At 65.1% G+C, this 25,403-nt stretch carries 23 protein-coding genes; 10 read left to right on the top strand and 13 right to left on the bottom strand.

The annotated features are described in order from the left end of the window. Positions 1–174: 174 nt before the first annotated feature. Positions 175–1,470, top strand: a complete 1,296-nt coding sequence (locus U4Z64_RS09465; protein WP_044846652.1) for an aspartate carbamoyltransferase — start codon at positions 175–177, stop codon at positions 1,468–1,470. 138 nt (positions 1,471–1,608) lie between these two features. Here the strand turns inward: U4Z64_RS09465 and U4Z64_RS09460 are convergent, their stop codons facing one another. Beyond that, positions 1,609–2,028, bottom strand: coding sequence for a type II toxin-antitoxin system VapC family toxin (locus U4Z64_RS09460; RefSeq protein ID WP_044846651.1), 420 nt, complete (start codon positions 2,026–2,028; stop codon positions 1,609–1,611). Further along, positions 2,025–2,264: a FitA-like ribbon-helix-helix domain-containing protein gene (locus U4Z64_RS09455; RefSeq protein WP_257769310.1), complete on the bottom strand. Its 240-nt coding sequence runs from the start codon at positions 2,262–2,264 to the stop codon at positions 2,025–2,027. Before U4Z64_RS09455 ends, U4Z64_RS09460 begins: the two co-directional genes overlap by 4 nt. A 321-nt stretch (positions 2,265–2,585) precedes the next feature. Between U4Z64_RS09455 and U4Z64_RS09450 the strand changes: the two genes are divergently transcribed. The 6 genes from U4Z64_RS09450 (at position 2,586) to U4Z64_RS09425 (ending at position 7,966) form a co-directional block, all read left to right on the top strand. Next, positions 2,586–4,829 (top strand): TonB-dependent siderophore receptor, encoded by a 2,244-nt coding sequence (locus tag U4Z64_RS09450; protein WP_321819805.1) that lies wholly within the window; start codon positions 2,586–2,588, stop codon positions 4,827–4,829. 3 nt (positions 4,830–4,832) lie between these two features. Next, positions 4,833–5,588, top strand: a complete 756-nt coding sequence (locus U4Z64_RS09445; RefSeq protein ID WP_124489071.1) for a tetratricopeptide repeat protein — start codon at positions 4,833–4,835, stop codon at positions 5,586–5,588. Next, positions 5,585–6,268, top strand: a complete 684-nt coding sequence (locus U4Z64_RS09440; protein WP_321819804.1) for a Fe2+-dependent dioxygenase — start codon at positions 5,585–5,587, stop codon at positions 6,266–6,268. The genes U4Z64_RS09445 and U4Z64_RS09440 overlap by 4 nt, the downstream gene beginning before the upstream one ends. Positions 6,269–6,380: 112 nt before the next feature. Further along, positions 6,381–6,620, top strand: coding sequence for a type II toxin-antitoxin system Phd/YefM family antitoxin (locus U4Z64_RS09435; protein ID WP_011659184.1), 240 nt, complete (start codon positions 6,381–6,383; stop codon positions 6,618–6,620). Further along, on the top strand, positions 6,617–7,012 hold the full coding sequence (locus U4Z64_RS09430; RefSeq protein ID WP_044846647.1) for a type II toxin-antitoxin system VapC family toxin: 396 nt from the start codon (positions 6,617–6,619) through the stop codon (positions 7,010–7,012). Before U4Z64_RS09435 ends, U4Z64_RS09430 begins: the two co-directional genes overlap by 4 nt. A gap of 369 nt (positions 7,013–7,381) precedes the next feature. Continuing rightward, complete coding sequence (locus tag U4Z64_RS09425) at positions 7,382–7,966, top strand: NTP transferase domain-containing protein (protein WP_044846646.1); 585 nt, start codon at positions 7,382–7,384, stop codon at positions 7,964–7,966. A 411-nt stretch (positions 7,967–8,377) separates the two neighbouring features. Here the strand turns inward: U4Z64_RS09425 and panE are convergent, their stop codons facing one another. Next, positions 8,378–9,316, bottom strand: a complete 939-nt coding sequence (gene panE / locus U4Z64_RS09420; RefSeq protein ID WP_257769293.1) for a 2-dehydropantoate 2-reductase — start codon at positions 9,314–9,316, stop codon at positions 8,378–8,380. A 246-nt stretch (positions 9,317–9,562) separates the two neighbouring features. Here panE and U4Z64_RS09415 point away from each other — a divergent pair, with 246 nt between their 5' ends. Next, a complete protein-coding gene (locus U4Z64_RS09415) occupies positions 9,563–11,116 on the top strand; it encodes a methyl-accepting chemotaxis protein (protein WP_321798954.1) in 1,554 nt (517 codons plus the stop codon). 227 nt (positions 11,117–11,343) lie between these two features. Here the strand turns inward: U4Z64_RS09415 and U4Z64_RS09410 are convergent, their stop codons facing one another. From U4Z64_RS09410 to U4Z64_RS09400, 3 genes are all read right to left on the bottom strand, one after another. Then, positions 11,344–12,687, bottom strand: coding sequence for a virulence factor (locus U4Z64_RS09410; RefSeq protein WP_321819803.1), 1,344 nt, complete (start codon positions 12,685–12,687; stop codon positions 11,344–11,346). Between the two features lie 134 nt (positions 12,688–12,821). Continuing rightward, on the bottom strand, positions 12,822–15,134 hold the full coding sequence (locus tag U4Z64_RS09405) for a hypothetical protein (protein ID WP_321819802.1): 2,313 nt from the start codon (positions 15,132–15,134) through the stop codon (positions 12,822–12,824). A 333-nt stretch (positions 15,135–15,467) separates the two neighbouring features. Further along, positions 15,468–16,187 (bottom strand): response regulator transcription factor, encoded by a 720-nt coding sequence (locus U4Z64_RS09400; RefSeq protein WP_321819801.1) that lies wholly within the window; start codon positions 16,185–16,187, stop codon positions 15,468–15,470. Between the two features lie 376 nt (positions 16,188–16,563). On the opposite strand from U4Z64_RS09400, the gene U4Z64_RS09395 reads away from it, so the two are divergent. Then, positions 16,564–17,055 (top strand): hypothetical protein, encoded by a 492-nt coding sequence (locus U4Z64_RS09395; protein ID WP_321798950.1) that lies wholly within the window; start codon positions 16,564–16,566, stop codon positions 17,053–17,055. 79 nt (positions 17,056–17,134) lie between these two features. On the opposite strand, the gene U4Z64_RS09390 is transcribed toward U4Z64_RS09395, so the two are convergent. The 6 genes from U4Z64_RS09390 to U4Z64_RS09365 all read right to left on the bottom strand — a co-directional run bounded on the left by U4Z64_RS09390 (position 17,135) and on the right by U4Z64_RS09365 (position 22,479). Beyond that, positions 17,135–18,556, bottom strand: a complete 1,422-nt coding sequence (locus U4Z64_RS09390; RefSeq protein WP_321819800.1) for a sigma-54 dependent transcriptional regulator — start codon at positions 18,554–18,556, stop codon at positions 17,135–17,137. Positions 18,557–18,668: 112 nt separating this feature from the next. Further along, the gene (locus U4Z64_RS09385; protein WP_321819799.1) at positions 18,669–19,253 is read right to left on the bottom strand and encodes a hypothetical protein; all 585 of its coding nucleotides are present in this window, start codon (positions 19,251–19,253) and stop codon (positions 18,669–18,671) included. Between the two features lie 155 nt (positions 19,254–19,408). Then, positions 19,409–21,064, bottom strand: a complete 1,656-nt coding sequence (locus U4Z64_RS09380; RefSeq protein WP_321819798.1) for a chemotaxis protein CheA — start codon at positions 21,062–21,064, stop codon at positions 19,409–19,411. 44 nt (positions 21,065–21,108) lie between these two features. Next, positions 21,109–21,381: a hypothetical protein gene (locus U4Z64_RS09375; RefSeq protein WP_321819797.1), complete on the bottom strand. Its 273-nt coding sequence runs from the start codon at positions 21,379–21,381 to the stop codon at positions 21,109–21,111. Positions 21,382–21,453: 72 nt separating this feature from the next. Beyond that, on the bottom strand, positions 21,454–22,044 hold the full coding sequence (locus tag U4Z64_RS09370; protein ID WP_321819796.1) for a hypothetical protein: 591 nt from the start codon (positions 22,042–22,044) through the stop codon (positions 21,454–21,456). A 111-nt stretch (positions 22,045–22,155) separates the two neighbouring features. After that, complete coding sequence (locus U4Z64_RS09365; protein WP_321819795.1) at positions 22,156–22,479, bottom strand: hypothetical protein; 324 nt, start codon at positions 22,477–22,479, stop codon at positions 22,156–22,158. Positions 22,480–23,253: 774 nt separating this feature from the next. Between U4Z64_RS09365 and U4Z64_RS09360 the strand changes: the two genes are divergently transcribed. Further along, entirely contained in the window at positions 23,254–23,613 is a 360-nt protein-coding gene (locus U4Z64_RS09360; protein WP_321819794.1) for a hypothetical protein, read from the top strand. 778 nt (positions 23,614–24,391) lie between these two features. Here U4Z64_RS09360 and U4Z64_RS09355 read toward each other — a convergent pair. Beyond that, positions 24,392–25,318: an AraC family transcriptional regulator gene (locus tag U4Z64_RS09355; RefSeq protein WP_321819793.1), complete on the bottom strand. Its 927-nt coding sequence runs from the start codon at positions 25,316–25,318 to the stop codon at positions 24,392–24,394. Positions 25,319–25,403: the final 85 nt, after the last annotated feature.

Raw genomic sequence — 25,403 nt, 5'->3', positions numbered from 1 at the left:
GCGGTGTGCAGGACACGGGGCCTGACCTGATTATACGGAGACGGCCGCCGTGCGCCAGTGCCGACCGGGCCGGCGTCCCACGCACGACACGGCCGGGTCGCGCAGATTTTCCTTGACTTCGTCGGCGCGCGAACTAATATACGCACCGCGTATATTTCTCATCAGGTGCCGCCGATGACCGTTCCCCAGCAAGCCTTCCTGCGCGACGCGATGCGCCGCCTCAACATGACCCGCGAAGCGTTCGCGAACCGCATCGGTGTAAGCCGCCGCGCACTGGACACGTGGCTGTTGCCCGACGACTCGCAGGAATCGCGCGGGATGCCCGAGATCGTCGAACGCTTCGTGTCGGAAATCGTCGAGCGCTCGGCACCGGACGGCGGAGACTATACGCAAAGCGTAGACAAACAGGAGCTCGCAAAGCAATTCCTGTTCGAAGGCAAGCCGCAGTTGATCTCGGTGGACCAGTTCTCGCGCGACTCGGTCGAGGCGCTGTTCCGCGTCGCCGACGTGATGCAGCCGATCGCGCGCCGCCACAAGATCTCGCGCGTGCTCGAGGGCGCAGTGCTCGGCAACCTGTTCTTCGAAGCCAGCACGCGCACGCGCGTGTCGTTCGGCGCGGCCTTCTGCCGGCTCGGCGGCTCGGTGTGCGACACGACCGGCTTCACGTTCTCGTCGATGGCCAAGGGCGAATCGATCTACGACACGAGCCGCGTGATGGCCGGCTACGTCGACGCACTCGTGATCCGCCACCCGGAGAAAGGCTCGGTTGCCGAATTCGCGCGCGCGACCAACCTGCCGGTGATCAACGGCGGCGACGGCCCTGGCGAGCACCCGAGCCAGGCACTCCTCGATCTCTATACGATCCAGCGCGAGTTCTCGCGGCTCGGCAAAATCGTCGACGGCGCGCATATCGCGCTCGTCGGCGACCTGAAATACGGTCGCACCGTGCATTCGCTCGTCAAGCTGCTCGCGCTGTACCGCGGACTGAAGTTCACGCTCGTGTCGCCGCCGACGCTCGAAATGCCCGCGTACATCATCGACCAGATCGCGACGAACGGCCACGTGATCGAGCAGACGAACGACCTCGCGGGCGGGCTGCGCGGCGCGGACGTCGTCTATGCGACGCGGATCCAGAAGGAGCGCTTCACCGACGAGTCGTTCGAGGGCTATACGCCGGATTTCCAGATCAACCAGGCGCTCGTCGACTCCGTCTGCAAGCCCGACACGCTGATCATGCACCCGCTGCCGCGCGACAGCCGGCCCGGCGCGAACGACCTGTCGGTCGACTTGAACCGCGATCCGCGGCTCGCGATCTTCCGGCAGACCGACAACGGCATTCCGGTGCGGATGGCGATCTTCGCGGTGCTGCTCGGCGTCGAGAATCTCGTCCAGCATTCGATGCGCGATGCGACGTGGCGCCCGCCGGCGTACCTCGGGCCGGAGGATGCGGTGTTTCACGGAATCGATTGACCGGCATCCAGTGTCGCGCGGCCAGACTCGAGATTGCTGAAGTTCGAGCGCCGCGCGCCGAAGCAACGCACGACGCGCCGCCTTGCACGGCGCGTTTTCATTTTCGGCGCGGGTGATATCGAGGCGACCGGCCGGAAGTTACCGAACCCACGGATCGATCACGCGCAGGCCCGCTGCTTCGAACGGTGCGACGTCGCGCGTGGCCACGATCAACCCGTTGGCTGCGGCGGTTGCAGCGATGAAGCCATCGGCAGGCGCCATCGTGTGCCCCAGGGCGCGCGCCTTCGCGCGTAGGCTCGCATATGCGTCACTGGCCGCATCGTCGAACGGCAGAATCCGCCCGCGAAACAACGGCACGACGCGTTGCTCGATGTTTTGGTGCAGCCAGTCTCGCCTGCGCCCCTCCGGCAACGCGGCCACGCCGAATCGCATCTCGGCCAGACTGATCGCGGCAAGAAACAGCGTCTCGACGTTTTGCGCGTCGAGCCATTCGATCACGGCCGCGCTCGGTTCGCGTCGCAGCGGCTCCGAAATGACGTTGGTATCGACCAGAATCATTCGAAGCTCATCGGATCGGTTGGCGATTGATCGCGCTGAACCTCGAAATCGATGCCGCCAGCCTCTCGCCCGATCTCCGCCAGCAGCGTTCCCAGCTTGGGCCGTCCGCCGGGCCGAACGGCCTGCTCGAGGATATCGCGCACCTCGGCCTCGGTACTGCGGCCATGTTGTGCGGCACGGATTCGAAGCGCGCGATGCACCTCGTCGGGCAGGTTTCTAACAGTGATCACAGGCATGATGCGCCTCACTACATTTGCTTGCAATGCAGTCATATTATCACCTTGCTGTCATTTTGGACGAGTGAAGACCCGATCACTGTAAATCGCCCGCCTCGCCTTTCCCACTCGGCCATTCGGCCATCGCCGCAACCCCGCACGCGCTCGGCAGCCCTCGCCACATTCGCCAACATTCCTCCCACAAATGAGAACGCGAACGCTTCTCATTTAAAAAGAAATTACATAGAATGCCACCTGAAAACAAATCGTAATAATTCCCGGCGGCATGCACATTTCCGTAGCGCGTCGTTCCGGGGCCATACTGCGAGGTCGAAGCGCACCATGAAGTCCCGTCCTGACGAGCAGAAGCTCGGCAAATTCACCACCCTGTGCAGCGTGCTCGCCGCGAGCCCGGCGTTCGCCGACGGCACGCCGCCATCCGCCCCGGTCAGCACCGAAGGCCATCTCGCACCGATCGAGGTCCAGGGCAAGGCCGAGCACAGCTACAAGGCCGACTTTTCCGCATCCGCGAAATTCACCGCGCCGCTCGTCGACACGCCGAAGTCGGTGACTGTGATCCCGCAGGAACTGATCCAGAGCAGCGGCGCGGCGACGCTGACCGAAGCGCTGCGCACCGTGCCCGGCATCACGTTCGGCGCCGGCGAAGGCGGCAACCCGCTCGGCGACCGCCCGTTCATCCGCGGCTACGACACGCAGGGCAGCATGTTCGTCGACGGGATGCGCGACACGGGCGCGACCACGCGCGAGATCTTCAACACGGAACGCGTCGAGATCACCAAGGGCTCCGACGGCGCGTACGGCGGCCGCGGCGGCGCGGGCGGCAGCATCAACCTGATCACGAAGGCGCCGCACCTCGGCACGACGGCCGCCGCGAGCGCGGGCCTCGGCACCGACCGCTACCGCCGCTTCACCGCCGACGGCAACTGGCAGTTCGCCGATCACGCGGCGTTCCGCCTGAACCTGATGAGCCACAACAACGACGTCGCCGGCCGCGACGCCGTCAACAACGAGCGCTGGGGCGTCGCGCCGTCGATCGCGTTCGGCCTCGGCACGCCGACGCGCGTGACCGCAAGCTACTACCACCTGTCGACCGACGACATGCCCGACGGCGGCATTCCGTACTTCTACACGACGTCGAACAAGCCCGCGAACGTCGACACGATCTATCCGGCGCCGGTCGACCGTCACAACTTCTACGGCCTGATCGACCGCGACTTCCGCAAGACCACGTCGGACATCAGCACGATCAAGATCGAGCACGACATCACGTCGAATCTGACGGTGCGCAACACCACGCGCTACACGGAATCGACGCAGGACTACATCTGGACGCAGCCCGACGACAGCCAGGGCAACGTGGTCAACGGCCGTGTCTGGCGCCGCAACAACAATCGCGACAGCTCGATCAACAGCCTCGCGAACCTGACCGAACTGTTCGGCGAATTCCGCACCGGCCCGTTCAAGCACAGCTTCACGACCGGCATCGAGCTGACGCGCGAATGGGGCAAGCGCGATTCGTACACGGTCGCGACCGACAAGGGCACCATCTGCCAGCAAGGCATCGGCGCGCCGTCCGGCTACAACTGCACGAGCCTGTGGTCGCCTGATCCGAACGATCCGTGGGCCGGCTCCGTCACGCGCAACAACGACTATGCGCATGCACGCACCACGACCAAGTCGATCTATGGCTTCGACACGATCGAGCTCACGCCGCGCTGGCAGGTGAACGCCGGCGTGCGCGTCGACGATTACTCGACCCGCTTCACCGACACCAAGGCGAACGGCGGCAAGACCTACACGCGCGACGACACGCTCTTCAACTGGCAGGCCGGCCTCGTGTTCAAGCCGGCGCAGAACGGCAGCATCTACGCGTCGTATGCGACGTCGTCGACGCCGGCCGGCATGCTGCTCGGCGAAGGCAGCGAAACGCAGTCGCTCACGCCGGGCCGCGGCGGCGTCGGCCCGAACGCCGATCAGATGGCCCCCGAGAAGAACCGCAGCATCGAGCTCGGCACGAAGTGGAACGTGCTGAACGACAAGCTGTCGCTGACCGCCGCGCTGTTCCAGATCGACACGACGAATGCGCGCGTGACGCTGCCGAACAACCAGTACGCGATGGTCGGCAACAAGCGCGTGCAGGGTCTCGAACTCGGCGTCGCCGGGCAGATCACGAAGCAGTGGCAGGTGTTCGGCGGCTATACGTACATGAAGAGCGAGCTGCGCGACAACGGCAAGGATGTCGCGAACGACGGCAACCGCTTCCCCAACACGCCGAAGCACAGCCTGACGATGTGGTCGAACTACGACGTGACGCCGAAGTTCACCGTCGGCGGCGGCGCGTTCTACATGTCGGAAGTGTTCGGCGATCCCGCGAACCTGCGTGCGGTGCCGTCGTACTGGCGCTTCGACGCGATGGCGCAATACCGGATCAACAAGAAGCTCGACCTGCAGCTGAACGTGAACAACCTGTTCAACCGCACGTACTTCGATCAGGCGTATCCGGCGCACTACGCGTCGATCGCGCCGGGCCGCTCGGCGTTCATCACGCTGAACGCGCGCTACTGATCGATGGAAACCGTCTCGCTGAAGGCGCTCGCGTCGGTGTCGCCGCGCGCGTTCGCCGACATCCTGGCCGGGCCGCCCGAGCGCGCCGCCGCGTGGGTCGCGGCGGCCGCCGATAACGGGATCGTCGACGCGCAGGCCGTCTACGGCCAGTACCTGCTCGACGGGCACGGCGTCGCGCGCGATCCGGCCGCCGCATGCGGCTGGTTCCGGCACGCGGCGCGGGCCGGTCACCCGATGGCGATGAACATGCTCGGCCGCTGCTACGAGTTCGGCTGGGGGACGGCGGCATGCGCGCCGGTGGCCGTGTACTGGTATCGGCTCGCCGCGCAGGCCGGGCTCGACTGGGGCATGTACAACTACGCGACGGCGCTCGCGCTCGGCAACGGCATCGACGAGGATCGCGCCGCCGCGCTCGACTGGTTTCGCCGCGCGGCCGCGCTCGGCCATGCGAAATCGATCAACCTGATCGGCGGCTTCTACGAGGACGGCTGGGTCGTGACCGCCGATGCCGACGCCGCGTTCGACCACTATCGGCGCGCCGCCGAGGCCGGCGATTTTCGCGGCCAGTTCAACCATGCGCGGCTGCTCGCCGAGCGCGGGCGCGTCGACGAAGCCCTCGTCTGGCTCGCGCGCGTGCCGGCCACCGCTACCCCCGCGTTCGTCGCGAAGATGCGCGCGTATCTCGCGTCGTCGCCGCTCGATGCGTTGCGCGCGGCGGCGATGCAGTTGCCGTCTCACGGCATGGAATCCGAATCATGATGCTTCATATCCCGGGCGTGTTGACCAAGGCACAGGTCGCGCAATGCCGCGAGATGCTGGATGCCGCCGACTGGGTCGACGGCAACGCGACATCCGGCGCGCAGTCGGCGCTCGCGAAACGCAACCGGCAATTGCCGGAAGGCTCGCCGGTCGCGCGCGCGGCCGGCGATGCGATCCAGGATGCGCTGGCCCGGCATGCGCTGTTCTTTTCGGCGGCGCTGCCGCTGAAGGTGTTTCCGCCGCTGTTCAATCGCTATGCAGGCGGCGAGATGTTCGGCACGCATGTCGACAACGCGATCCGGCTGCTGCGCGGCACGGATTTCCGCGTGCGCAGCGATCTGTCGGCGACGCTGTTTCTCGAGGAACCGGACGCGTACGACGGCGGCGAGCTGTGCGTCGAAGATACGTACGGCGTGCATCGCGCGAAGCTGCCGGCCGGCGATCTCGTGCTGTATCCGGCGTCGAGCCTGCATCACGTCACGCCGGTCACGCGCGGCGAGCGCGTCGCGTCGTTCTTCTGGATCCAGAGCATGGTGCGCGACGATGGCGACCGCACGCTGCTGTTTCAGCTCGATACGCAGATTCAGGCGCTTTCCGCGGAAAAAGGCGCGAAGGATCCGATGGTCATTTCCCTGACGGGGATTTATCACAACCTGTTGAGGAAGTGGGCGGATGCGTAGGGCGGCAACTCGCCCAGCGCCGCCCCACTCGGCCAGGAAGGCCGACTACGCTACTTGCACCACTTCATCCCGATAACTAAAATGACCATCGTCAAATGACCATGCTCAAATCATGATGCCGCACGCTCCCGTATCGAAATCCGAATTCAAGGCTCGCGCACTCGAATACTTCCGGCTCGTCGAGGCGTCGGGCGAAAGCCTGATCGTCACCGACCATGGCAAGCCAACGCTCGAAATCCGGCCGTATCACGCACGCGAGGCTCAGCCGTTGGACATATTGCGCGGCTCGGTCATGCGCTACGACAATCCTCTCGATCCGATTGCGGAAGATGACTGGGAGGCGTCGCGGTGATCGTGCTGGATACGCATGCATTGGTGTGGTGGGTGGCGGGCGATCCGTCGCTCAGCAAGAAGGCGCGAAGCGCGATCGATCGCGCGCGCGGCGAGGGCGCACTCGCTGCGTCCGCGATCTCCGCATGGGAAATCGCGATGCTGGTGCGCAACGAGCGCCTCGCATTGACGATGGATGTCGATGCGTGGCTCGCGACGGTCGCGCAAATCGACGGCATGCGCTTCGTGCCGGTCGACGCCGACATCGCCGCGAGGTCCACCGCGCTGCCCGGTACTTTTCACAAGGATCCAGCCGACCGCATGATCGTCGCGACTGCGCGCCGGCTCGGTGCGCCGCTCGTCACCCGTGACGAGAAGATCCGTGCATACGCGCACGTCAAGACACTTTGGTAACCGTCATGGGCACGTCGGCCGAATCGCAACACCGACACATCCGCATGCCCCTCGACAGACGATTCGTCTGACGGAACCGATGACGGCGATCACGCGAAGCCGTCCATGACCGATCGAGGTTTTACCTCGCACCCGCTTCACGTATTACCCGTCGGGTTAGCGGCATTGGCCGTTCAGCGACCGCGATTGAACCGTGATGTAACGAGAATCGCACTCCATATACGGCCCTGTCGAGGAAACCATGCTCGACGAACGCGCCCGCCGACATTCTTTCCGACGACAACGCCCCCGCGTCGGTAACATCCGCACTTGCCGATCCCCGCCCGCTCCCGCACAATCGGGCCACCTGCCTTCCCTCCCCCCGCGCCGATGTCCTATGCGTCACTCGCCACCGGCGTCCTGCTCGCCGGCGGTCTCGGTCAACGCTTCGACCCAAGCGGTCTGCACAGCAAGCTGCTCGCGCGGCTTCCCGACGGCACGCCGGTTGCGGTCGCCGCCGCCCGTCGTCTGGCGGCGGCCACGGCCGAAGTGATCGCCGTCGTGCGTCCCGGCGCCGAAAAACTCGCGATTTTGCTGAACGACGCCGGCTGCCAGGTCGTCTATGCGCCCGACGCGATGCGCGGCATGGGCGCGAGCCTGGCAGCCGGCGTTCGCACCTCGCCGGACGCGCCCGGCTGGCTGGTCGCGCTCGGCGACATGCCGTGGATCGCGGCGTCCACCTACGAAGCGGTCACACGCGCCCTCGACGCCGACGATGCATCGATCGTCGCCCCCGTGCACCGCGGCGTGCGCGGCCATCCGGTCGGCTTTGCCGCGCACCACTACGAGGCGCTCGCCGCGCTGGACGGCGATACGGGCGCCCGCGCGCTGTTCGCCAGCGCGCCGGTGAACCTGCTCGAGGTCGACGATCCCGGCATCCTGCGCGACGTCGATACGCCCGCCGATCTGCGCTGACCGCGGCGCGCGCCGGCCGCACCCGCATCGTGGCGCTGTTTGCGCGCGATCCGGCGCGATACCTGCAGCGGCTCGCCTGTCGCCGGCAATCCGCATGCCGCCGCGAGAATCCCCCGGCAAACACCCGTCCGATTGCCTATAACGGAGACGAGACGCGCCCGCCGCGCCACCGCCGTCACGCCTTGCGCGAGTTCCCCATGGACCACACGACCCCGATGCCCGAGCCCCCGGCCGACCCGAACCGCGATCCGGAAGACGATCCGCTGTCACCGCCGCCACCGGGGCATCCTCACGACAATCCGCAGCAACCCAACGGACCGCCAAGCAAGGATCCTGTCTAGCCGGCATCCGCCTGCGCCATCAGGCCTGCCCCGGCACTCGCCCTGACAAACGACACGGCCGCTGCCGCGGCTACGCCGCCGCGCCTTCCCGCGCCACGCGCACCTCGTACGTCTTGAGGTGGTTGTACGCGATCCGCAGCAGCGACAGCGCATCCGCCGCCTGCGGGTCGCGGCGCGCGAGCAGGTCGCCGATCACGTGATCGGCTTCGACCCGCGCGCGATTTTCGACGTCGCGCAGCATCGACGCGGTCAGCGGCGACGGCGTCAGCACCATCCGCTGCATCCGCTCGACCGCGGCGGGATCGGGCCGGTAACCGTTGTGCGCGGCGATCGCGCTGCACTCGTCGAGCATCGTCTCGAGCAGGCGGCGGCCGTCCGGCGCGGCCAGAATGTCGCCGATCGAACCGCGAAACAGCGACGTGCTCGCCGCGAGCGTCGCGAGGAACACCCACTTGTCCCACATCCGCGCGGCGATGTCGTCGCTGAGCGTCGCATCGAAGCCCGCGCCGCCGAGCACGTCGGCCACCGCGCGCACGCGCGCCGATTCGCCGCCGGCGAGTTCGCCGAACGACAGCCCTGCCGTGTCGTTCAGGTGCACGACCCGCTGTTCGCGATCGAGCGTCGCCGCGATCACGCACAGGCCGCCGAGCACCTGCGCGGCACCGAACCGTTCGCGCAGCACGTCGAGGTGGCGCATCCCGTTGAGCATCGGCAGGATCAGCGTCGACGGCCCGACGAATGGCGCGAACGATGCAATCGCATCGTCGAGGCTGTAGGCCTTGCAGCTCAGCAGCACCAGGTCGAACGGCCCGGCCGTGTCGCTCGCGCGCACCGTCTGCACGTTCGCGAGCGTCAGGTCGCCGCGCGGGCTGCGAATCAGGAGCCCGTCGCGCGCGAGCGCGGCCGCGCGGCCGTCGCGCACCAGGAACGTTACGTCGCGCCCCGCCGCCGCGAGCCGGCCGCCGAAGTATCCGCCGACCGCGCCGGCCCCCACCACCAGAATTCGCATCGTTGCCTCCTTTCAGGTTCGTTCGCCGCCGTGCGCCCGACCGTCGGGGCACGGCACGCCATCGCCCGACAGTATAGCGACGCCGAATATGTATATGCATAGATGCCCGCACCGCGCTCACCGGTATCGGGCCGCTGCCGTTTCTAAGGGATTTCCCGCCTACGGCAACGTTCGTTGCATGCCGTCAACGAGTTATCCCGTCACGCCGTTCCGGCGCGCCTGTTCGACCGACCGACCTCACTACCCATGCGCACCCTTTCCCTGAATCAGAAACTCGCCTCGATGATCGTCATTCTGTGGCTCGGTCTGCTCGTGATCGCCGGCATCGGCGCGTGGCAGACGCGCGCGTCGATGATCACGGACCGCCGCGATCAGCTTGCGTCGCTGGTCGCGCAGGCAACGAACGTCGCCGACCACTACTACAAGCTGTCGCAACAGAATGCATTGCCGGAGGCCGACGCGAAGCAGAAGGCGCTCGAGGCGATCGCCGCGATGCGCTACGGCACCGACGGCTACATCTCGATCAACGATTCGAAGCCGGTGATCGTGATGCATCCGATCAAGAGCGAGCTCAACGGCAAGGACGTGTCGAATTTCGCGGATCCGAGCGGCAAGCATCTGTTCGTCGAGATCGTGAAGGCCGGCAACATGGAAGGGGGCAAGGGTTTCGTCGAGTATCTGTGGCCGAAGCCGGGTGCCGACAAGCCGCAGGACAAGACTAGTGCGGTGCAGCGCTTCGCGCCGTGGGACTGGTATCTCGTGACGGGCATGTACATGGACGACGTGCGGTCGGCCGTGCTCGCGAGCGTCGGCCGCTGGCTCGCGATGACGGCCGTGCTCGGCGCGATCGCGACCGCCGTGATGGTGCTCGTGCTGAAAAGCGTGCGCGCGAACCTCGGCGGCGAACTCGAAGTGGCGCTCGACGCCGCGCGGCGCATCGCGCAGGGCGACCTGACCGCGCGCGTGAACGTCAAGCATGACGACCGCGGCAGCCTGCTGCATGCGCTGCACACGATGCAGAGCGGACTGATCGACATGGTGTCGCGCGTACGGATGGGCACGGAGAACATCAACGTCGGCGCGAGCGAGATCGCGTCGGGCAACACCGACCTGTCGCAGCGCACCGAAGAACAGGCGGCCGCGCTCGTGCAGACCGCGTCGAGCATGGATCAGATGACCGCGAACGTGAAGCAGAACGCGGACAGCGCCGCGCAGGCCGCCACGCTCGCCGGTCAGGCCGCGCAAGTCGCGACGCGCGGCAGCGAGGTGGTCGACGATGTCGTGCGCACGATGAACGAGATCACCGACCGCTCGCACAAGATCGGCGACATCATCGGCGTGATCGACGGGATCGCGTTCCAGACCAACATCCTCGCGCTGAACGCGGCCGTCGAAGCGGCGCGCGCGGGCGAACAGGGCCGCGGCTTCGCGGTGGTCGCGGCCGAGGTGCGCTCGCTCGCGCAACGCTCGGCCACGGCCGCGAAGGAGATCAAGTCGCTCATCGAGTCATCGAACGAAACCGTCGGGCACGGCGCGACGCTCGTCACGAACGCGGGCGAGACGATGGCCGAGATCGTGCAGTCGGTGCGGCGCGTGAACGAGATCCTCGACGAGATCAGCCATGCATCGCGCGAGCAGAGCGCGGGGATCGAGCAGGTCAACCGTGCAGTGGGCGAGATGGATCAGGTCACGCAGCAAAACGCGGCACTCGTCGAGGAAGCCGCGGCGGCCGCGCATTCGCTGCGCGACCAAGCCGAAGCGCTGCGCGACGCCGTTACGCGGTTCGCGTTGCCGGTTTGACGGCCGGGGTCCTGCCCCGCCCTTCCGCGCGTGTCGCGCCGGAGGGCGGGAGTGGCGTGTACCTCAACACGGCCAACCGCTGAATCCGCTTCCGTTCGGCGTCGCGATTGACGGCATCTCGTAGCCACACTCGTTGGAACTGTCGACCGGTCATGTGTCCAGTCGATCGCGTTCCGACACGTTGCGAATCCGCAAGCGAAGCAATCACGCCACAGCGCTGCCTTACGTCACCACGAATAGCCCTGCATGCCGTAATCGGTGTCGTGTCGACGCCCCCACCAAGGGAGGTACGCGTTGTTTCCACCGCGTGCGCGGAACCAGTCTTGGTCCGGATCGATCGGAGTGAGCTTCGACGGTGGTCTGACGACGACCGCGACGGGGTGCTCGGGGTCGGTCGTGCCTGCGACCAAAGCGTTGCCGCCGAAATGGTTGATCCGGCCGATTGCGAGTGCGACGTCGGTCAACGCGCTGCCGGTTCCCATGTCGCCGAGGAGTGCTGCCGTGTTGAACGTCTGATTCCTGTGGTCGTATTCCGGAAGGGTTTCGGTCAAGGTCTGCGCGAGCGAGACAACGCGTAACGACGCTGCGTCGCTGGGTACACCTGCGTCGTGGACGATGTAATTCAGGTCCGTGACCGCGACACCGGCGTTGCGTGCTGCTTCGTCGATCGTGGCTTTCCATGCCTGCACCGTTCGCGTCGTGCCGACCTTCGGCGAAAAATCGTGCGTGTTGCCGGTTGCGGCCTTGCCGATCCAGGCTAGCGGCTCGCGCTCGGTGTTGAAGTTCGGGCCGGCGAGGAACAGCACGACGAGGTTCTCGTTGATCTGCGCATCCGTGGGCGGGAAGTTAGGAGCGTCCCAGTTCATTGCCCATACGGTCTTGTCGGGGTTCGCCTGCAAGTAATCCAGCGCGTTGTTCAGCGATGTGAAGCCGGCGTTTGCGCCGCCTTGAGTGATTTGCACGTCGGGAGGCGTGTCGCGGCTCCACATCGTCGGGAAATGTCGATTGCCGATCGAGAACGTCTTTCGGATCGAATCTTGCAAGTAGGTTTGCGAGTCTTCGATTTCGAGTCGATTCGGAATGGCAAGTTCGACACGAATGCCCGCCAGTTCGCGCCAGTCCTTTTTATTGACCGGGCTCACCGTGTAGAAATATTTTGGATTGGATGCGTAGCGTGAGCTAAGTAGGAGCGGAAACTTGTACATGTACTTGTGGTAAAAACCCTTGAAAGTCTCTGTTCCGCGGTTGCCGTAAACGAGTGCCCCGATCGAGCGAAGGGACGAAAACTTTTCGGGTTTCGTGCGCACCATGTCATCATTTTTGTTCGGCGTAACAAGCCCTTGCGTCCACAATAATTGCCATTCGGTCGGGTAGTCCATACGTTGCAACGGGTTCAACCAAATCATGCCGACAACCTGCGCGACGAACGGCCTAGCGGGCTCTTCAGTCAATGACACTGCACTCTCTGCAGTTTCTGCCTCAGGCGCGGCTTGCGCGGGACGCATTAGTGCTGTGGTGAACAGAAACACCATGAGCGCAGCCAGGCCAGGTACAACAATGAAGCGTTTCATCCAATCTCCTATTTCCACATGTGCCGGATCGGGGTGCTCTACGTAAGCCATCAGCATGGCCATGAGCACGACGGTAATCAGCCATGCCGAAACGGCAATAGCGACACGTCGCGGCCATGTAGCGATTAGCGCCTTCAAATCACACCCCCGACCTTCAAATAAAGTTCTCCTTCACGTTGATCCACGATCGCGCCGGGAATATTTCCTTCGCTGCCCTCGGTCTGTACCCATTCATGCAGCGGCAAGTCGTCGAATTTTCCGCGTGAAAAATATTCGTAATACTTCTTGTTTGGATTGTCATCCGGAATACCTTCACCCATCCGCCAGTCCGCCTCGATGCGCAAGTCGTAGAGTTGTTCGGGCGTGATGTAGCACAGGCCCACCGCAACGTCGTACGAAAGCGCTTTTTCGGCATGCTCGGGATTGGTCATCGTCGTGGAGTGATTCGTCGGGCTGTTGGTCGCACCGCGATCGAGCCAATCGACGATCTGTTTGTCGCGCCAATCCTTGTAGCCTTCGGGCATCGCGCTTTTGCCGTCCTCGCCGATCACGTGGCCGTCGCCGTCGAGCCATTCGGTGTTCAACGTCCGACGCGCTTCCATTCGCATCAGCGCGCGGTCCTCGTAACGCTGTCCGGCTTCCGTTGAGGCCGTACCTTGAGCGATGCTGTCCCGGTTCTTCGCCTTGTACTGGTCGTAGGGGTCGTCGGCTCGCTTTTCTGCATCGTCCTTGTTCGCATCGCGCCATGCAGCCGGCGGATCGTTGCCTTCGTTGAAGTCGCTGATCGCGTCGCCGTCCTTGGTCTCGACTGACTTGCCGAATCGCAAGGCCTTCGGCGGGAAAGGTTCGTCAAGCGCCGGGGCATCCGCCACCACTGTCCAGCCCTTCGGCGGATCGGCGTTCACGCGGAGCATGTTCAATGCCGAACTGATGCCGGTCACGACGAACATGAGTGGCGCAGTCACGAGCGTCGCCGCCATGCCCAGAACCGATTCATTTCCTTTGATCGCGCCGACGAGATTGAATTTGGCCGGCGGCGAGGGCGGATACCAGAACCCCGGCTTCGTTCCCTGTTTGCCATGCCGCCAATCGTCTTCCCAGTATCGGTAAGGTTTCTGCACGCCGACCGGAAAACCGGAAGCAAAGACCCGTTGCGTCAGGATGCCGGCTGCCCCGATATCGTCGAGTTCGTGCTTGCTGATGCCACGCCAGCCGATCCCTTGCACCGTCACCGCCGAAATCACTTGGTCGTGCGGGCAGCAATATGCGGTGACGCGGCCATACGTCGATTCATTCAGCCCGTGCCTCGCGCGATCCTCTTGCGCCGCATAAGACCGCTTGCTCGTCGGCGAGACCCGCTCGTTTTCCATGTCCTCATCGATTTTGCCGGCAGGCTGTTCGTAAGCTTTTCGAGCGCCGATGATCGACAGGAATTTGCCGAATGTCTTCGTGCGCGCGGCGTAGGTTTGTCGTCCACGCCGGCCGCTGTCGTCTTTCGTCGCGCGTTGCGACCATGTATCCATGAATGTGTCGGACTTGTTCGGGCCGTCAGCGTTGGCGAGACTGTACGGTGCGTTCGCCAGCACGTAGGCGTCTGCCACGCAGTGGCCCGTGCGTCCCCACGGATCTTCGACATCGGGAAATGCGTCGCCGAAGAACGCCGCAGTGAGGCCCACGATATTTCCTTGGCTGTGACACACGACGGTAATCGGCACGTCGGCCTGCATGCTTCGGATCGACTCGATCAGCCTGGCCAAGCGCAACGCGGCGAGTACGCCATACGCTCGAGGCGGCGCGCGGTACAGCGGCCGATTGGTCGGGTTGATGCCTTGCACGGTCATCCAGCCCATCGTTCGATCATCCAGACCGCCGTGCCAAAGATCGGGCAGGCTGGCACAGCCGTTCGTGAACGGGCCGCCGCCCCAATAGTCCTTCTCGTTCAGGAAGATCTTGTCGCCATACTCCTTCAATTCCGCAGCAGTCGCGCGATAGCCCCAGCGGAAATGAATGACGGGCGAAAACGACGGCTCGGGCTTGATGTAATTGTCTGCCAGCAAATCAGGGTTCAGGAACCCATCCGGCGTCACACTCTCCGTGTACTTCGCGGGCGTCAATTGCCCCGCATCGATACCGTGATACATCATCTGATCGTCCAGACGCCCGAGCCTGCGATTCAGGCCTTTGCATAGCCCATCCTCCGACGCCTCGAACCATTCGCCTTCGGAATTCACCCCATGCACGAAGATCACGATACCGGGCAAGGGCAATTGCTTGATGCAGATGAGTGGCGTGTTCTTCGCGAACATCGTCACGCCTTCGACGCGGCCGACGACGATCGGCGGCGGTTTCGGTCGCGGCGCCGGCCCGTCTCGGGCTATGGCTTCAGCGCCGCGCGCCCCCGTTCGAGCGGCTGCTACTGGCCGCGCATCGGAAAATGAATCGCTCATCTGCATTCCTTCATATATCTTGACCATTCTTCTTGATGAACCGCGTCGCCGGCCTCCCGAACCGGTCTGCGTCGGCCGCCGGTCGCTTTCATGTACGCGCAACCCTAGGCCGCACATAACGCCGGAGCGATATCGGCACGCGCTTCCTTTCGTTCCGACCGATGATCGTGGGGGAGGCATGCAAAGTGCCCCCCTGCATCGGCCCTCCTCAGACGTCAGCAAGACGAAGCGCCGACGCACTGGACAATCACGCGTTCAGCCTTTCGATATGAAGGACAACCAAACGATTGTCCCAGTCGACGCGGCCCTAAGAAAGATTCCGGAATGTCACTGCTACCGAGATAGCGCTCGTGATTCCTGTTCTCGGCTCCCCGCCTGCTCCGCGCCGCCCAGGCAGCTCGCAACCTTGCCGCCGTCGAGCCCTAGCGCGGCCGCTCGCTGAACCAGCTCGATGTCGTTGCTCGCACCGAGTTTCTTCATCGCGCTGATCTTCTGCGCGCTGACCGTTTGCTTGCCCTTGTTCAGCCGCTGCGCGATCGCCTTGATCGGCATGCCGGCCAGATAAAGGCGAATCACCTCGATCTCGCGCGTCGAAAGCTTCACCGGCGGCGCCTCGTGTCCGGCCAACGCATCGAGCGCGCGGCGCACAAGCGGCGACAGATAGTGACCGCCGCTATAGCTCGAGTGAATCGCAGTGACGATATGGCCCACCTCGTCGAACTTGCTCACGAGGCTCGCGCCGACTTGCGAGAGAATCGAGCGGAAGATCACCGGGTTCTCGTTCCCGACCAACGCAACGATCCCGACGTTCGGACGCATGCGTCGCAGCCACTCGCACAGTGCGAAGCCGTTCATCTGCGCATCGCCGCGGACCGAATAATCGACCAGCGCGATGTCGCAATCGAGCGTGTCGAGGGTCGCGACGAGTTCGTCCGGCGTCCGGCAGACACCGACGAGATCGATTGCGCACACGTCGCCGGCAATGTGCTCCATGCCGGCGAGCGTCAACGGCCAGTCGTATGCAAAGATGGTGCGAATATTGAATTTCCCCATGCGCGGTTCCAGAAGGTTCACCGGGCGCGCGGCGCGGAATGCGCGTACGACCGGCGTGGCGTTGAATTTACGAGCGAGATATTTTTATCTCGATCGTTATTCTATGAGGCGACGCTTGGACGGGATATCGGACGGTGAATAGAGCGGCCTGCGGGGACGTAGTACAAGTTTGATTTTTGGCGCCGGCCCGACCGTTTGGCCGGTGTCGCCCTCGTCCTGACAGCCAACGTTACAGGTCGCACGGGCCGCACCGACGGCCCGCGGGGTAAAATTGCGGCCTTTGCATGCCATTCCGGGCGACCGGCCAGGGGCAGCGCGCCGTTGCCGGCCGCGCGCCCCGCCCGTTCGCCGGCGGCCCGTACTCCCCGCTTCCTCCATGACCGAATCCGATCTGCAATCCGACGACATCACCATCCACGAAGACGGCCTCTGGCGCGACAACGGCTGGACGGCCCGCATCATCAAGAACGAAGACGACGACGGCTGGGCCGTCGAGATGATCAAGGACGGCGAAGCCGAGCCCGCGCTCGTCGGCCCGTGGACCATGGGTCGCGACAAGAAGAACCCGAAGCCGATGGACGCGAACGCGTTCCGCACGCTGGTGAAGACCGCGACCGAGGTGCTGATGCGTCACGAGCAGCAGCGCCGCGCGATGCTGCACAAGGAAGTGACGGTGCAGGACGGCGACGGGCAGGATGTGTCGGTCACGCTCGACATCGTGCCGGACGAGTTCGAGCCGTATGCGCAACTGAAGGCGTTCGACCCGTACGGCGAACTGCTGGCCGACGCGAAAGTGTCCGCCGGGTTCAAGCTCAACAAGGCCAGCGCCGCACGCTGGGTCGAATCGGGCTTCGAACGGCCGGCCTGACGCCGCGAGCCGCGAGCCGCGAGCCGTGGGCCGTGGGCCGCGCGACGTCGGGCCGCGTGCCGCGCGGCCGCAACCGGCGTCAGCCGTGCAGGCCGAGCGCGGTCATCAGCCGGTACAGCGTCGCGCGCGAGATGCCGAGTTCCGCCGCAACGTCGGCATGCTGATGCCGATGCCGCAACAGCGTTTCCTCGATCGTGCGCCGCTCGGCCTGCCGGCGCGATTCCGCGAGCGTCGGCGGCCGATGCGACGTGTACTGGTTCAGTTGGAGATCGACGGCCGAGATCAGCGGGCCGTTCGTCATCACGACCGCGAAACGAATCCGGTTGATCAGTTCGCGCACGTTGCCGGGCCACGCATAGTTGTGGATCGCCTCGATCGCGCACGGCATGAAGCCGCGAATCCGGTGCGAACTTTCGCCGCGATAGCGCCGCAACACATGATCGGCGAGCAGCATGATGTCGCGGCCGCGCGCGCGCAGCGGCGGCTCGTCGATGCGCAGCACGCACAGCCGATAGTACAGGTCCGGGCGGAACCGCCCCGCCTGCATCGCGGACTCGAGATCGACGTGAGTCGCGGACACGATCCGCACGTCGACCGGAATCGACTCGCGCCCGCCGAGCCGCTCGATCTTGCCCTCCTGCAGGAACCGCAGCAAGCTCGCCTGGCTCTCGAACGGCATGTCGCCGATTTCGTCGAGAAACAGCGTGCCGCCGTGCGCAGCCTCGATGCGGCCGATCTTGCGCTGATGCGCGCCGGTAAACGCGCCACGCTCATGACCGAACAGTTCGGCCTGCAGCAGCGTCGACGGAATCGCCGCGCAATTCACGGCGACGAACGGCGCGTCGGCGCGCGACGAATGCTGGTGGATCGCCGATGCGGTCAACTCCTTGCCGGTGCCGGATTCGCCGGCGATGAACACGGTGGCTTCGGTGTTCGCGACCTTGCGGATCGTCGCGAACAGGCGGCGCATCGCGGCGCACGCGCCGATCATCACACCGCCGGGCGGCGCGGCATCGTCGGCCGGATCGCTTTCCGCCAGTTTCAGCATCCCGTATGCATGGCCGACGAGATAACCGATCGTCGTGTAGGCCGTCACATTGCGCACGTAGTCGAAGCAGCACTGGCGAATCAGGCGCGCGATGGTGGCATCGCGCAGCCGCTCGCCGTCGGCGAGCGCGACCCAGCCGATCCGCGGATCGCGCAGCAGCGTCTCGAACGACGCGAAGTCGGGCGACGCGAAGCCGTCGAAATCGACGATGCCCGCATGCAGGCGGTTCGCCTTCACGAGATTGAATGCGTCCGCAACTGATTTCGCGCGCCACACCTCCCAGCCGCGCGACGCGAGACAGTCGACGAGCCCCGCATCGGGACGCCGCGACAGATAGACGAGCGGGCGCGACAGCACGGTTAGGTGACGCCGGGCCGCAACGAACGGCGGCGCGTATGCGGCCCGTTCGTCCTCGTGCGGGCCTGACAGGCTGATCTGGCAGCAATGGTTCATGATGGCCTCGCCGCATAGGGTTGTCTGACGGAGCGGGCGGCGCGAAGCGGTGCGCGGCGGGCCTCCCTGCCCGCACGCGGCGCTACCGGCATGTCCGCTCCGGAAAGTTTCGTCATCGGCAGAACACGACACGCTGCGTGTAGATCTGCGGTTCGACGACGGGCCGCGCGGCCTGGTTGAGTTCCTCGCGATACGTGCGGTAGGTCTTGCCGTTCACCGTCACTTGCGTCGCGGGCGCCGTCTCGATCGTGTTCAATCCTTTGCGCTGCCAGTCGCTGACCCGCGCCGACGCGGACAGGTTCGACTCGCCGGCGATCTTCTGCGTGATCGCACTGCTGTCGCTCCACGGCTGTGTCTGCATGTCCTCCGCGTGCTGCATCGCGCCGATCGTCTTGCCGGTCGCGGTCGGCCCGTTCTGCGCCTCGAACGGCGTGCCGCGGCCGTACACCGGCGATTGCCACGACGGGGCGTGTCCCTCCTCCGGCATCATGTAGACCATCTGCGGATCGCCGACCATCATCATCGGCACGCATGCCGTGTTGTCCGCGCGGCCGAGCGTCGTCAGCGCCTGCTGGACGCTCGCGGCGTTCGCGAGGGTCTGCTCGCTCAGGATGACAAAGACCGCGGGATTCTGGAAAACCGACTGTGCGGCGGCTTGTGTGTCGACCAGCAGCAGCGCGACCCAAAAGATCCTCATGATTGAGGCCTCCTCGTACCCTCGTCAGGCAAAAAGAGGTGTTGACCTCGGGGAGGGATCAACACCCGTCCAACTTGCACCGTGCGTCGCACAGCGGATCCCGGCGTTCCCGTGCGGCCCGGCTTGCCGGTCGCGCGGAAGCGTCGCCCGCGTGCTTACGACGATGTGCTCGTCGAGATGACGGTCGGAGCCGGCATCGCCGGCGCGGCCGGGGCGACCTGCTGGTCGGCCGCGGTCGGGGCTGGATCCGGCGCGGCCGGCATGTCGGCGGACGGCGCGGGCGCGGCGGCGGATTCGACCAAGCCGGTCGCCTTTGCGTCGACGGCTGGCGTGTCGGCAGCGGCTGCCGCCGTGGCGCGCGACGCGGCCTCCGGTGCGGGCGCTTCGGCTGCCGCCTGCGTTGCCGGCTCGGCAGCCTTCGCATCGACCGCGGGCTCGGGCGCTGCAGCGTAGGCCGGGGCCGGTGCGGCTTGCGCGGTGTCCGGCACCTTCGCGTCGACGGCAAGCGCTGCCGGGGCTTGCGCTGCGGTGTCGGTTGCAACCGGTGCCGGTTCCGGTGCCGTGTCGGCGACCGTCGACGCGGGTTCCGGCGCCTTGTCGGCAACCGCCGGCGCGGGTTCCGGCGCCATGTCAGCGGCCGCCAGCGCGGGTACCGGCGCCTTGTCCGCAACCGCTGGCGCAGATTCCGGCGCCTTGTCCGCGAAGCCCCCCGCGGCAACGATGGCGGCACCCGGCACCGCGCTCATCGCAGCCGGTGCGCCTGCGGGCGCGGCACTCACCGCGGCCGGGGCAACTGCCGGCACCACGCTCATCGCAGCCGGTGCAACGGCAGGCGCAGCACTCACCGCCGGTGCTGCCGCGGCAACCGGCGCGGTGACGACGGCAGGCACGACGGCAGCCGCTTGCGATGCCTTCACGGCGGCCGCCTGCGTCGCGGCAGGCACCGCGCTGACGGCCGGCGCGACCATCGACGGCGCGGGCACCGGAACCGGAATCGGCGCCGCCTGGACCGCGGTCGTCGCCAGCGGGCGAATCTGCACGGGCGCGGCGGCATCGAGCGGCGGCAGGCCCATGCGGTTTCGCACGAGCGGATCGCGATACTTCACGTCGTCGGCAACGGTCGCTTCGGCGGACGGCGCCACATTCGAGCGCGCGAGCGGCGTGGTCGTCCCCGGGCACAGATGCCCGGTCGCTTCCACCGCGCGCCGGTTCGCATCGCTCTGGCAGAGCAGCGCGAGCGCGACGTCGGTCAACCCCATCGCGCGGAATTCCCGCGCATCGAGACGACGCACGCACGCCTGGTCGACCAGGGTCGTGCCGCCCGTCGCGCCGAAGCCCGGGAACGACACGCCGACGCTCACCGAGCCCATGCAGGTATCGGACAGCGTGGTCGTGAGGCCGGGCGCCTGGATCGACGGGTTCGTCTTGATCGTCTGGGTACCCGAATAGTTGACGTTTTCCGACGCCTGGGTGTTGTAGGGGTTGGTGCCGGGTGAGCCGGCCGACTGGAGCGAGCTCACGCTCTGCGGCGTCACGTTCGAGCCGCCGCTCGTGCTGGATGGCATCGTAACGTTCACGTTCACGCTCGAATTGCCGCTGCCGCGCACGCCGCTCGTGCTGGCACTGCTGGCGTTGCCGCCGCGCGAACTGGTGACGTTCGTGTTCATGCTCGAGCCGCCGCCCTGGCTGATCGCCGTCGACGACGTCGAGGACTGCGAACTTGAAGTCGAGTCGGCAGTCTGCGCCTGCGCACCGATCGCGGCCATCGCGAACATTGCGGCACATGCCGCCCTGATCTTGTTGCTGTTCATTTCACTCTCCGGACGAGGTTTGACCTCCGACCCAGGCAACCGCACTAATTCCCCCGAATGCCTTCAGCTTTGCCCGCTTCCCCGAACTGCTTCCAGCCGCTACCCAGCTGGGACCACGAACCGCCCGACATTCCCGGCCACGCCAGGGAATCCGGTGTGCCGATGGCACTGCCCGACGAAAGCGTGTGTTGTTCTGACGGATTGGTTGCAGGGTTCGACGTCTGCAAATTTGATTGCACGTCCTCGGCAGCGCGGTCAGCGCAATATGCCGTCAGAGACGCGAGCATCAGAGCGGCGGCAATCAGGTTCTGCTTCATGCCAACTCCTTACTTGAACAACAGTACGGAAAAGAGACCAGCGTCGCTGGGAAACTGGTCCCCCGCACCCGACTAGTGACTGCTCCCGGTCGCGCTCGAACTCCCCTGGCTTCCGCCCGATGCAGACGGCGAACCAGCCGGACCGGTACTCCACACGGTCGACGCATTGTAGTGATTCGAACCCGCGATCGCGCCCGACCCGCCGCTGCCCGTCAACCCGGCAGCACCCGCGTTGGCGATACCCTGATCGCTCCCGCCGCTGGCCGTGTAGTGGTTCGCGCCGAGGACGATCGTGGCGGTCACCCCTCCCGACAGCGCATTCGCGTTCTCGTTCGTGCTGCTGTTTCCACCGTACGAACCTGCGGCACCGATACCGCCGCCTGCCGCGAACGCGCCCCCGTTCGAGCCCCAGCCGCTGGCCGTCGAAGTCGAGTTGTGGAAGGCCGATGCCGTGCCGGTGGAACCAGCGGGTGTCACGGTACTTCCTGCGCTTGCGCCCGCGACCGAATTCGAATTGCTCGTATAGCTGCCTGAGCCGACCAGCACCGAACCGGACACACCCGCTGCAACGGATTGCGTCTGGTTGGTCGTGGACGGACCGGCTGCCGATACGGCCGACGAAAGGACGGTGAGCGCTGTCGCTAAAATGACTTTGGCTTTCATAGCAATTCCTTGCCGTGAGAAAGTTTGATGGCGAGGTCGCCGGGCTCGCCCTCGCGAAACGAAACCCGGCGTCCGTGCCACCAGCCAATGACGAACGCTGCGCGCCGCGGCTCAGTGGTGATACGTCCAGCCGATCGAGCCGGCATTCGCACCGCTGTTGCCGCCCGCTTGTGCGCCGCCGAAGCCGAAGCCGCCCACCGTCGACGTTTGGACGTGGCTCGTGTACGAGATCGAACCGCTGCTGCCGCCGCCAGCCGTGGCACCGGCTGCGCCGAGTGCGGCACCCGAATCGGTCGCGGTGAAATGGCCGAATCCGGCAACCCCGGCAATCGTCGAGCCGCCGCTCGACGAATTGCTGGTCGATACCGTGCCGCTGCCGGCGAACGCTGCACCCGAAACCGCCAGAACTGCGGTTGCAATCAGAAGCTTCTTCATGGTCGACTCCATAACGGCGTGGACGGAACAAGCGAGGAAAGCTGCACGCCTTCAACTTTCCAGCCCTGAGCAATCCCCACAACATAAGGATCACTATCTAATTACAAAGAATTGATTCACCTCGAATCCGATGGCCGCACAATTTTTCGGCGATCCGAATCCTGGTTTCGTATTTTTTTAGTTTTCCGAAATTTTTATATTTATTCTCGATATGAGTTATCGATCATTTATCAATCGGAAAACGAATCGACGCACGCACCCGGAAACAGGCATTCGCCATTCGGGATCAGTCGTTTTCGAAATTTTCTTACACGGCATACCGGCACATGGCATCCGCTTCAGCGATCGAAAATGCGTGAGTACAGTTATCTACCGTGAATGCAGTGCCATCGAAAACATGCGCGTTATCGCGGCGATAACGGGCCTGCATTACAGTCAGGCAGCATCGCTTCTCCCTGGGCTACCGATCAAAGATCTTCCGGGCAATCCGGCCGACGGGTATGCGAGCTAGTCCAGCCAGCGCCAGCATCGGCCCGGCGCAGCGGATACGGCTCGGCACGAGCGGAAACGATTCGGCGTCGAGCTGTCCGGCACGGACAGCATGGCCCATCCGGACGAGCTGAATGAAGGGGAGCACGGCTGTCGGCCGGTTGTCGTGAGAAACGACAGGCGGTCCAGCACGCGCAACGCGCGGATACCGGGAAACCGGCAACGAACCCGCGAAGCTGGCACTGCATCGCGAGTCCTGTTCCGAGCTGTCCGACTACCCCACGGGTGCGCAAGGAATGCGCGCATCAAGTTGTTGCTTCTGGTCTTCATCGCTATTTCCCCGACTGCTTATTGACGAACGGGCCGCCCCCCATCTTTGTTGCATCAGGTCGACCGCTCGCCGGTGCGTCCAATATCGCAAACGGCATGCCATGCGTGATTCCACCGATGGTTGCGCGTCGCGTATCGTTCGCGGCGCCCGCAATATCGCCGGGAATCGAATTTTTTGTTTCAGGAATGTATCGCGATAACGGTCGGCAGCACGCGCCGATCATCGAATGGCGCGAAGCAATGCCGGAAAAGGCGGACGAACGCGGCCCGCGGAGCCTCGCGCAAGGGGGTGTCGAACGGATGTTTCATACTTGAGAACTGCACCGTCGCATATCCCGGCCGATGTACATTTCGGCCCCGGCAAACCGCCTGCCGCAGCCCGTTCGGCAGCCTTCCCGTACGCGAAAAAATCGTGAATCTAAGCGCGCGACAACCGGTTCTGCGGGACCCGCGCGGCCGACATCGCTATCGTTCCGGACGTGCGCACCCGCCGCCGCGAAACGCAATTGATTCATCCGTGAAAATACCGACGATATCGAGCATCGGCCGGCGATGCGATCGCGCGGCAAAAACCGGTAAATACGACGCAAGCCGACATGGCTTTCACGCCGCATATCGGAAAAAACGACGGCAGGTGCGCCATGCGGCCTTGAACACACTTTATCGATTTTTACTGTTTTCCTTCAATTCACCGACATCCAGTGCCGGCAACCATCGTGCTCCAACGGCTGGGATGAGAACACGCGCTGCGCGCGAGAAACATTTTCGAATCGATTTCGACTGCGAATCTCATCGCGCGAAACATGGTCGTGAAATGCGCGATCCATGCAGAATGTGCGGAGCGGCGCGGCGTTATTGCGCGTTTCGCGCCCGTCGGTTCGCATCCCGCCGGTATTTTCCGTATCGGTTCGCCCGTTTCCGGGATGCATGCTTGAAACAGAAGTTCGTGCGCGGCGCGGCGGCACGCTCCGCTGCCCCGTTGCGCCTGCGTGCGGCGGCCATGGCACATCGATTGCGTGTCATCCCGTTCCGGCGAGCCGCGCATCGCGCGACGAAGCCGGGCCCTATGCGGTCGACACGACCGGCACTCCCGTCAGGTGCCGAGCAATTCCTTCTTGCGCAGATGCACGACATCGCGCATCGGCGGCGCGCCGAACAGCCGGCTGTATTCGCGGCTGAACTGCGACGCGCTCTCATAGCCGACCGTCGCCGCCACCGACCCGACGTCGCCGCCCTGCCGCAACAGCAAACGCCGCGCCTCGTGCAGCCGCAGCTGCTTCTGGTACTGCAGCGGACTCAGCGTGGTCACGTGCTTGACGTGATGGTGCAGCGACGACACGCTCATGTTGACCGCCTGCGCGAGCGTGTCGACGCGCATCGGCTCCGCGTAGTGATCGCGGATCCATTCGATCGCACGTGCGATCCGGTGCGTCTGGCTGCTCGCGACGGCCATGTGCCGCAGCCGCGTGCCCTGCCCGCTCGTCATCAGCCGGTACAGCAGTTCCTTTTCGATCAGCGGCGCGATCACCGGAATGTCGGCCGGCGTATCGAGCAGCCGCAACAGCCGCAGCGCGGCATCGAGCAGCGGCGGCGTCAACTCGGCGAGCGCGATGCCCTCGCCTTCCGGGCCCGCATCGGGCTCGGGCAGCCGCATCTCGGCCGCGAGTTCGACGATGCGCTGCAGATCGAGCGTGAGCGACAGGCACAGGTAAGGCGCGTCGGGCGACGCCTGCGTGACGCGCGAGAGGATCGGCAAGTCGATCGACGTAATCAGGCAATTGCGCGTGTCGTATTCGTAGGCCTGGCCGGCCACGATCACGCGCTTCGCGCCCTGCGCGGCGATCACGAGCGCGGCACGCGACACGCCGCAGCCGAGATCGACCGGATGCGCATGCCGATGCAGCATCAGCGCCGGCACGGCCGTCGCGTGGGAGCCGTCCGTCGGCGCGAAACGGCCGATCAGCGACGCCAGTTCGCGCCGCCCGGATTCGCGCGACGCCGCGATATCGGTCATGTCCATGACGGATTCCTCGCTTGATTTCCCTGAATCGCGGGAGCATAGCGAATCGCTCGCCGCCGCGCCGGGGATTTGCAGAATTGTTCAA

Origin of the sequence: Burkholderia sp. BCC1996 (genome assembly GCF_905339955.1) — a bacterium.
In the GTDB taxonomy this organism is placed as follows: Bacteria; Pseudomonadota; Gammaproteobacteria; order Burkholderiales; family Burkholderiaceae; genus Burkholderia.
This window is presented reverse-complemented; position numbering and strand designations above follow the sequence as displayed.

Bases quoted from the DNA above. Each gene is read 5' to 3' on its own strand.
- U4Z64_RS09375 (WP_321819797.1), bottom strand. From the start codon at position 21,381: ATGAAGCAGAACCTGATTGCCGCCGCTCTGATGCTCGCGTCTCTGACG.
- U4Z64_RS09445 (WP_124489071.1), top strand. From the start codon at position 4,833: ATGGAAACCGTCTCGCTGAAGGCGCTCGCGTCGGTGTCGCCGCGCGCG.
- U4Z64_RS09400 (WP_321819801.1), bottom strand. From the start codon at position 16,187: ATGGGGAAATTCAATATTCGCACCATCTTTGCATACGACTGGCCGTTG.
- U4Z64_RS09365 (WP_321819795.1), bottom strand. From the start codon at position 22,479: ATGAAGAAGCTTCTGATTGCAACCGCAGTTCTGGCGGTTTCGGGTGCA.
- U4Z64_RS09440 (WP_321819804.1), top strand. From the start codon at position 5,585: ATGATGCTTCATATCCCGGGCGTGTTGACCAAGGCACAGGTCGCGCAA.
- U4Z64_RS09465 (WP_044846652.1), top strand. From the start codon at position 175: ATGACCGTTCCCCAGCAAGCCTTCCTGCGCGACGCGATGCGCCGCCTC.
- panE (WP_257769293.1), bottom strand. From the start codon at position 9,316: ATGCGAATTCTGGTGGTGGGGGCCGGCGCGGTCGGCGGATACTTCGGC.
- U4Z64_RS09390 (WP_321819800.1), bottom strand. From the start codon at position 18,556: ATGAACCATTGCTGCCAGATCAGCCTGTCAGGCCCGCACGAGGACGAA.
- U4Z64_RS09455 (WP_257769310.1), bottom strand. From the start codon at position 2,264: ATGCCTGTGATCACTGTTAGAAACCTGCCCGACGAGGTGCATCGCGCG.
- U4Z64_RS09355 (WP_321819793.1), bottom strand. From the start codon at position 25,318: ATGGACATGACCGATATCGCGGCGTCGCGCGAATCCGGGCGGCGCGAA.
- U4Z64_RS09385 (WP_321819799.1), bottom strand. From the start codon at position 19,253: ATGAGGATCTTTTGGGTCGCGCTGCTGCTGGTCGACACACAAGCCGCC.
- U4Z64_RS09460 (WP_044846651.1), bottom strand. From the start codon at position 2,028: ATGATTCTGGTCGATACCAACGTCATTTCGGAGCCGCTGCGACGCGAA.
- U4Z64_RS09415 (WP_321798954.1), top strand. From the start codon at position 9,563: ATGCGCACCCTTTCCCTGAATCAGAAACTCGCCTCGATGATCGTCATT.
- U4Z64_RS09405 (WP_321819802.1), bottom strand. From the start codon at position 15,134: ATGAGCGATTCATTTTCCGATGCGCGGCCAGTAGCAGCCGCTCGAACG.
- U4Z64_RS09395 (WP_321798950.1), top strand. From the start codon at position 16,564: ATGACCGAATCCGATCTGCAATCCGACGACATCACCATCCACGAAGAC.
- U4Z64_RS09380 (WP_321819798.1), bottom strand. From the start codon at position 21,064: ATGAACAGCAACAAGATCAGGGCGGCATGTGCCGCAATGTTCGCGATG.
- U4Z64_RS09450 (WP_321819805.1), top strand. From the start codon at position 2,586: ATGAAGTCCCGTCCTGACGAGCAGAAGCTCGGCAAATTCACCACCCTG.
- U4Z64_RS09425 (WP_044846646.1), top strand. From the start codon at position 7,382: ATGTCCTATGCGTCACTCGCCACCGGCGTCCTGCTCGCCGGCGGTCTC.
- U4Z64_RS09370 (WP_321819796.1), bottom strand. From the start codon at position 22,044: ATGAAAGCCAAAGTCATTTTAGCGACAGCGCTCACCGTCCTTTCGTCG.
- U4Z64_RS09410 (WP_321819803.1), bottom strand. From the start codon at position 12,687: ATGAAACGCTTCATTGTTGTACCTGGCCTGGCTGCGCTCATGGTGTTT.
- U4Z64_RS09435 (WP_011659184.1), top strand. From the start codon at position 6,381: ATGATGCCGCACGCTCCCGTATCGAAATCCGAATTCAAGGCTCGCGCA.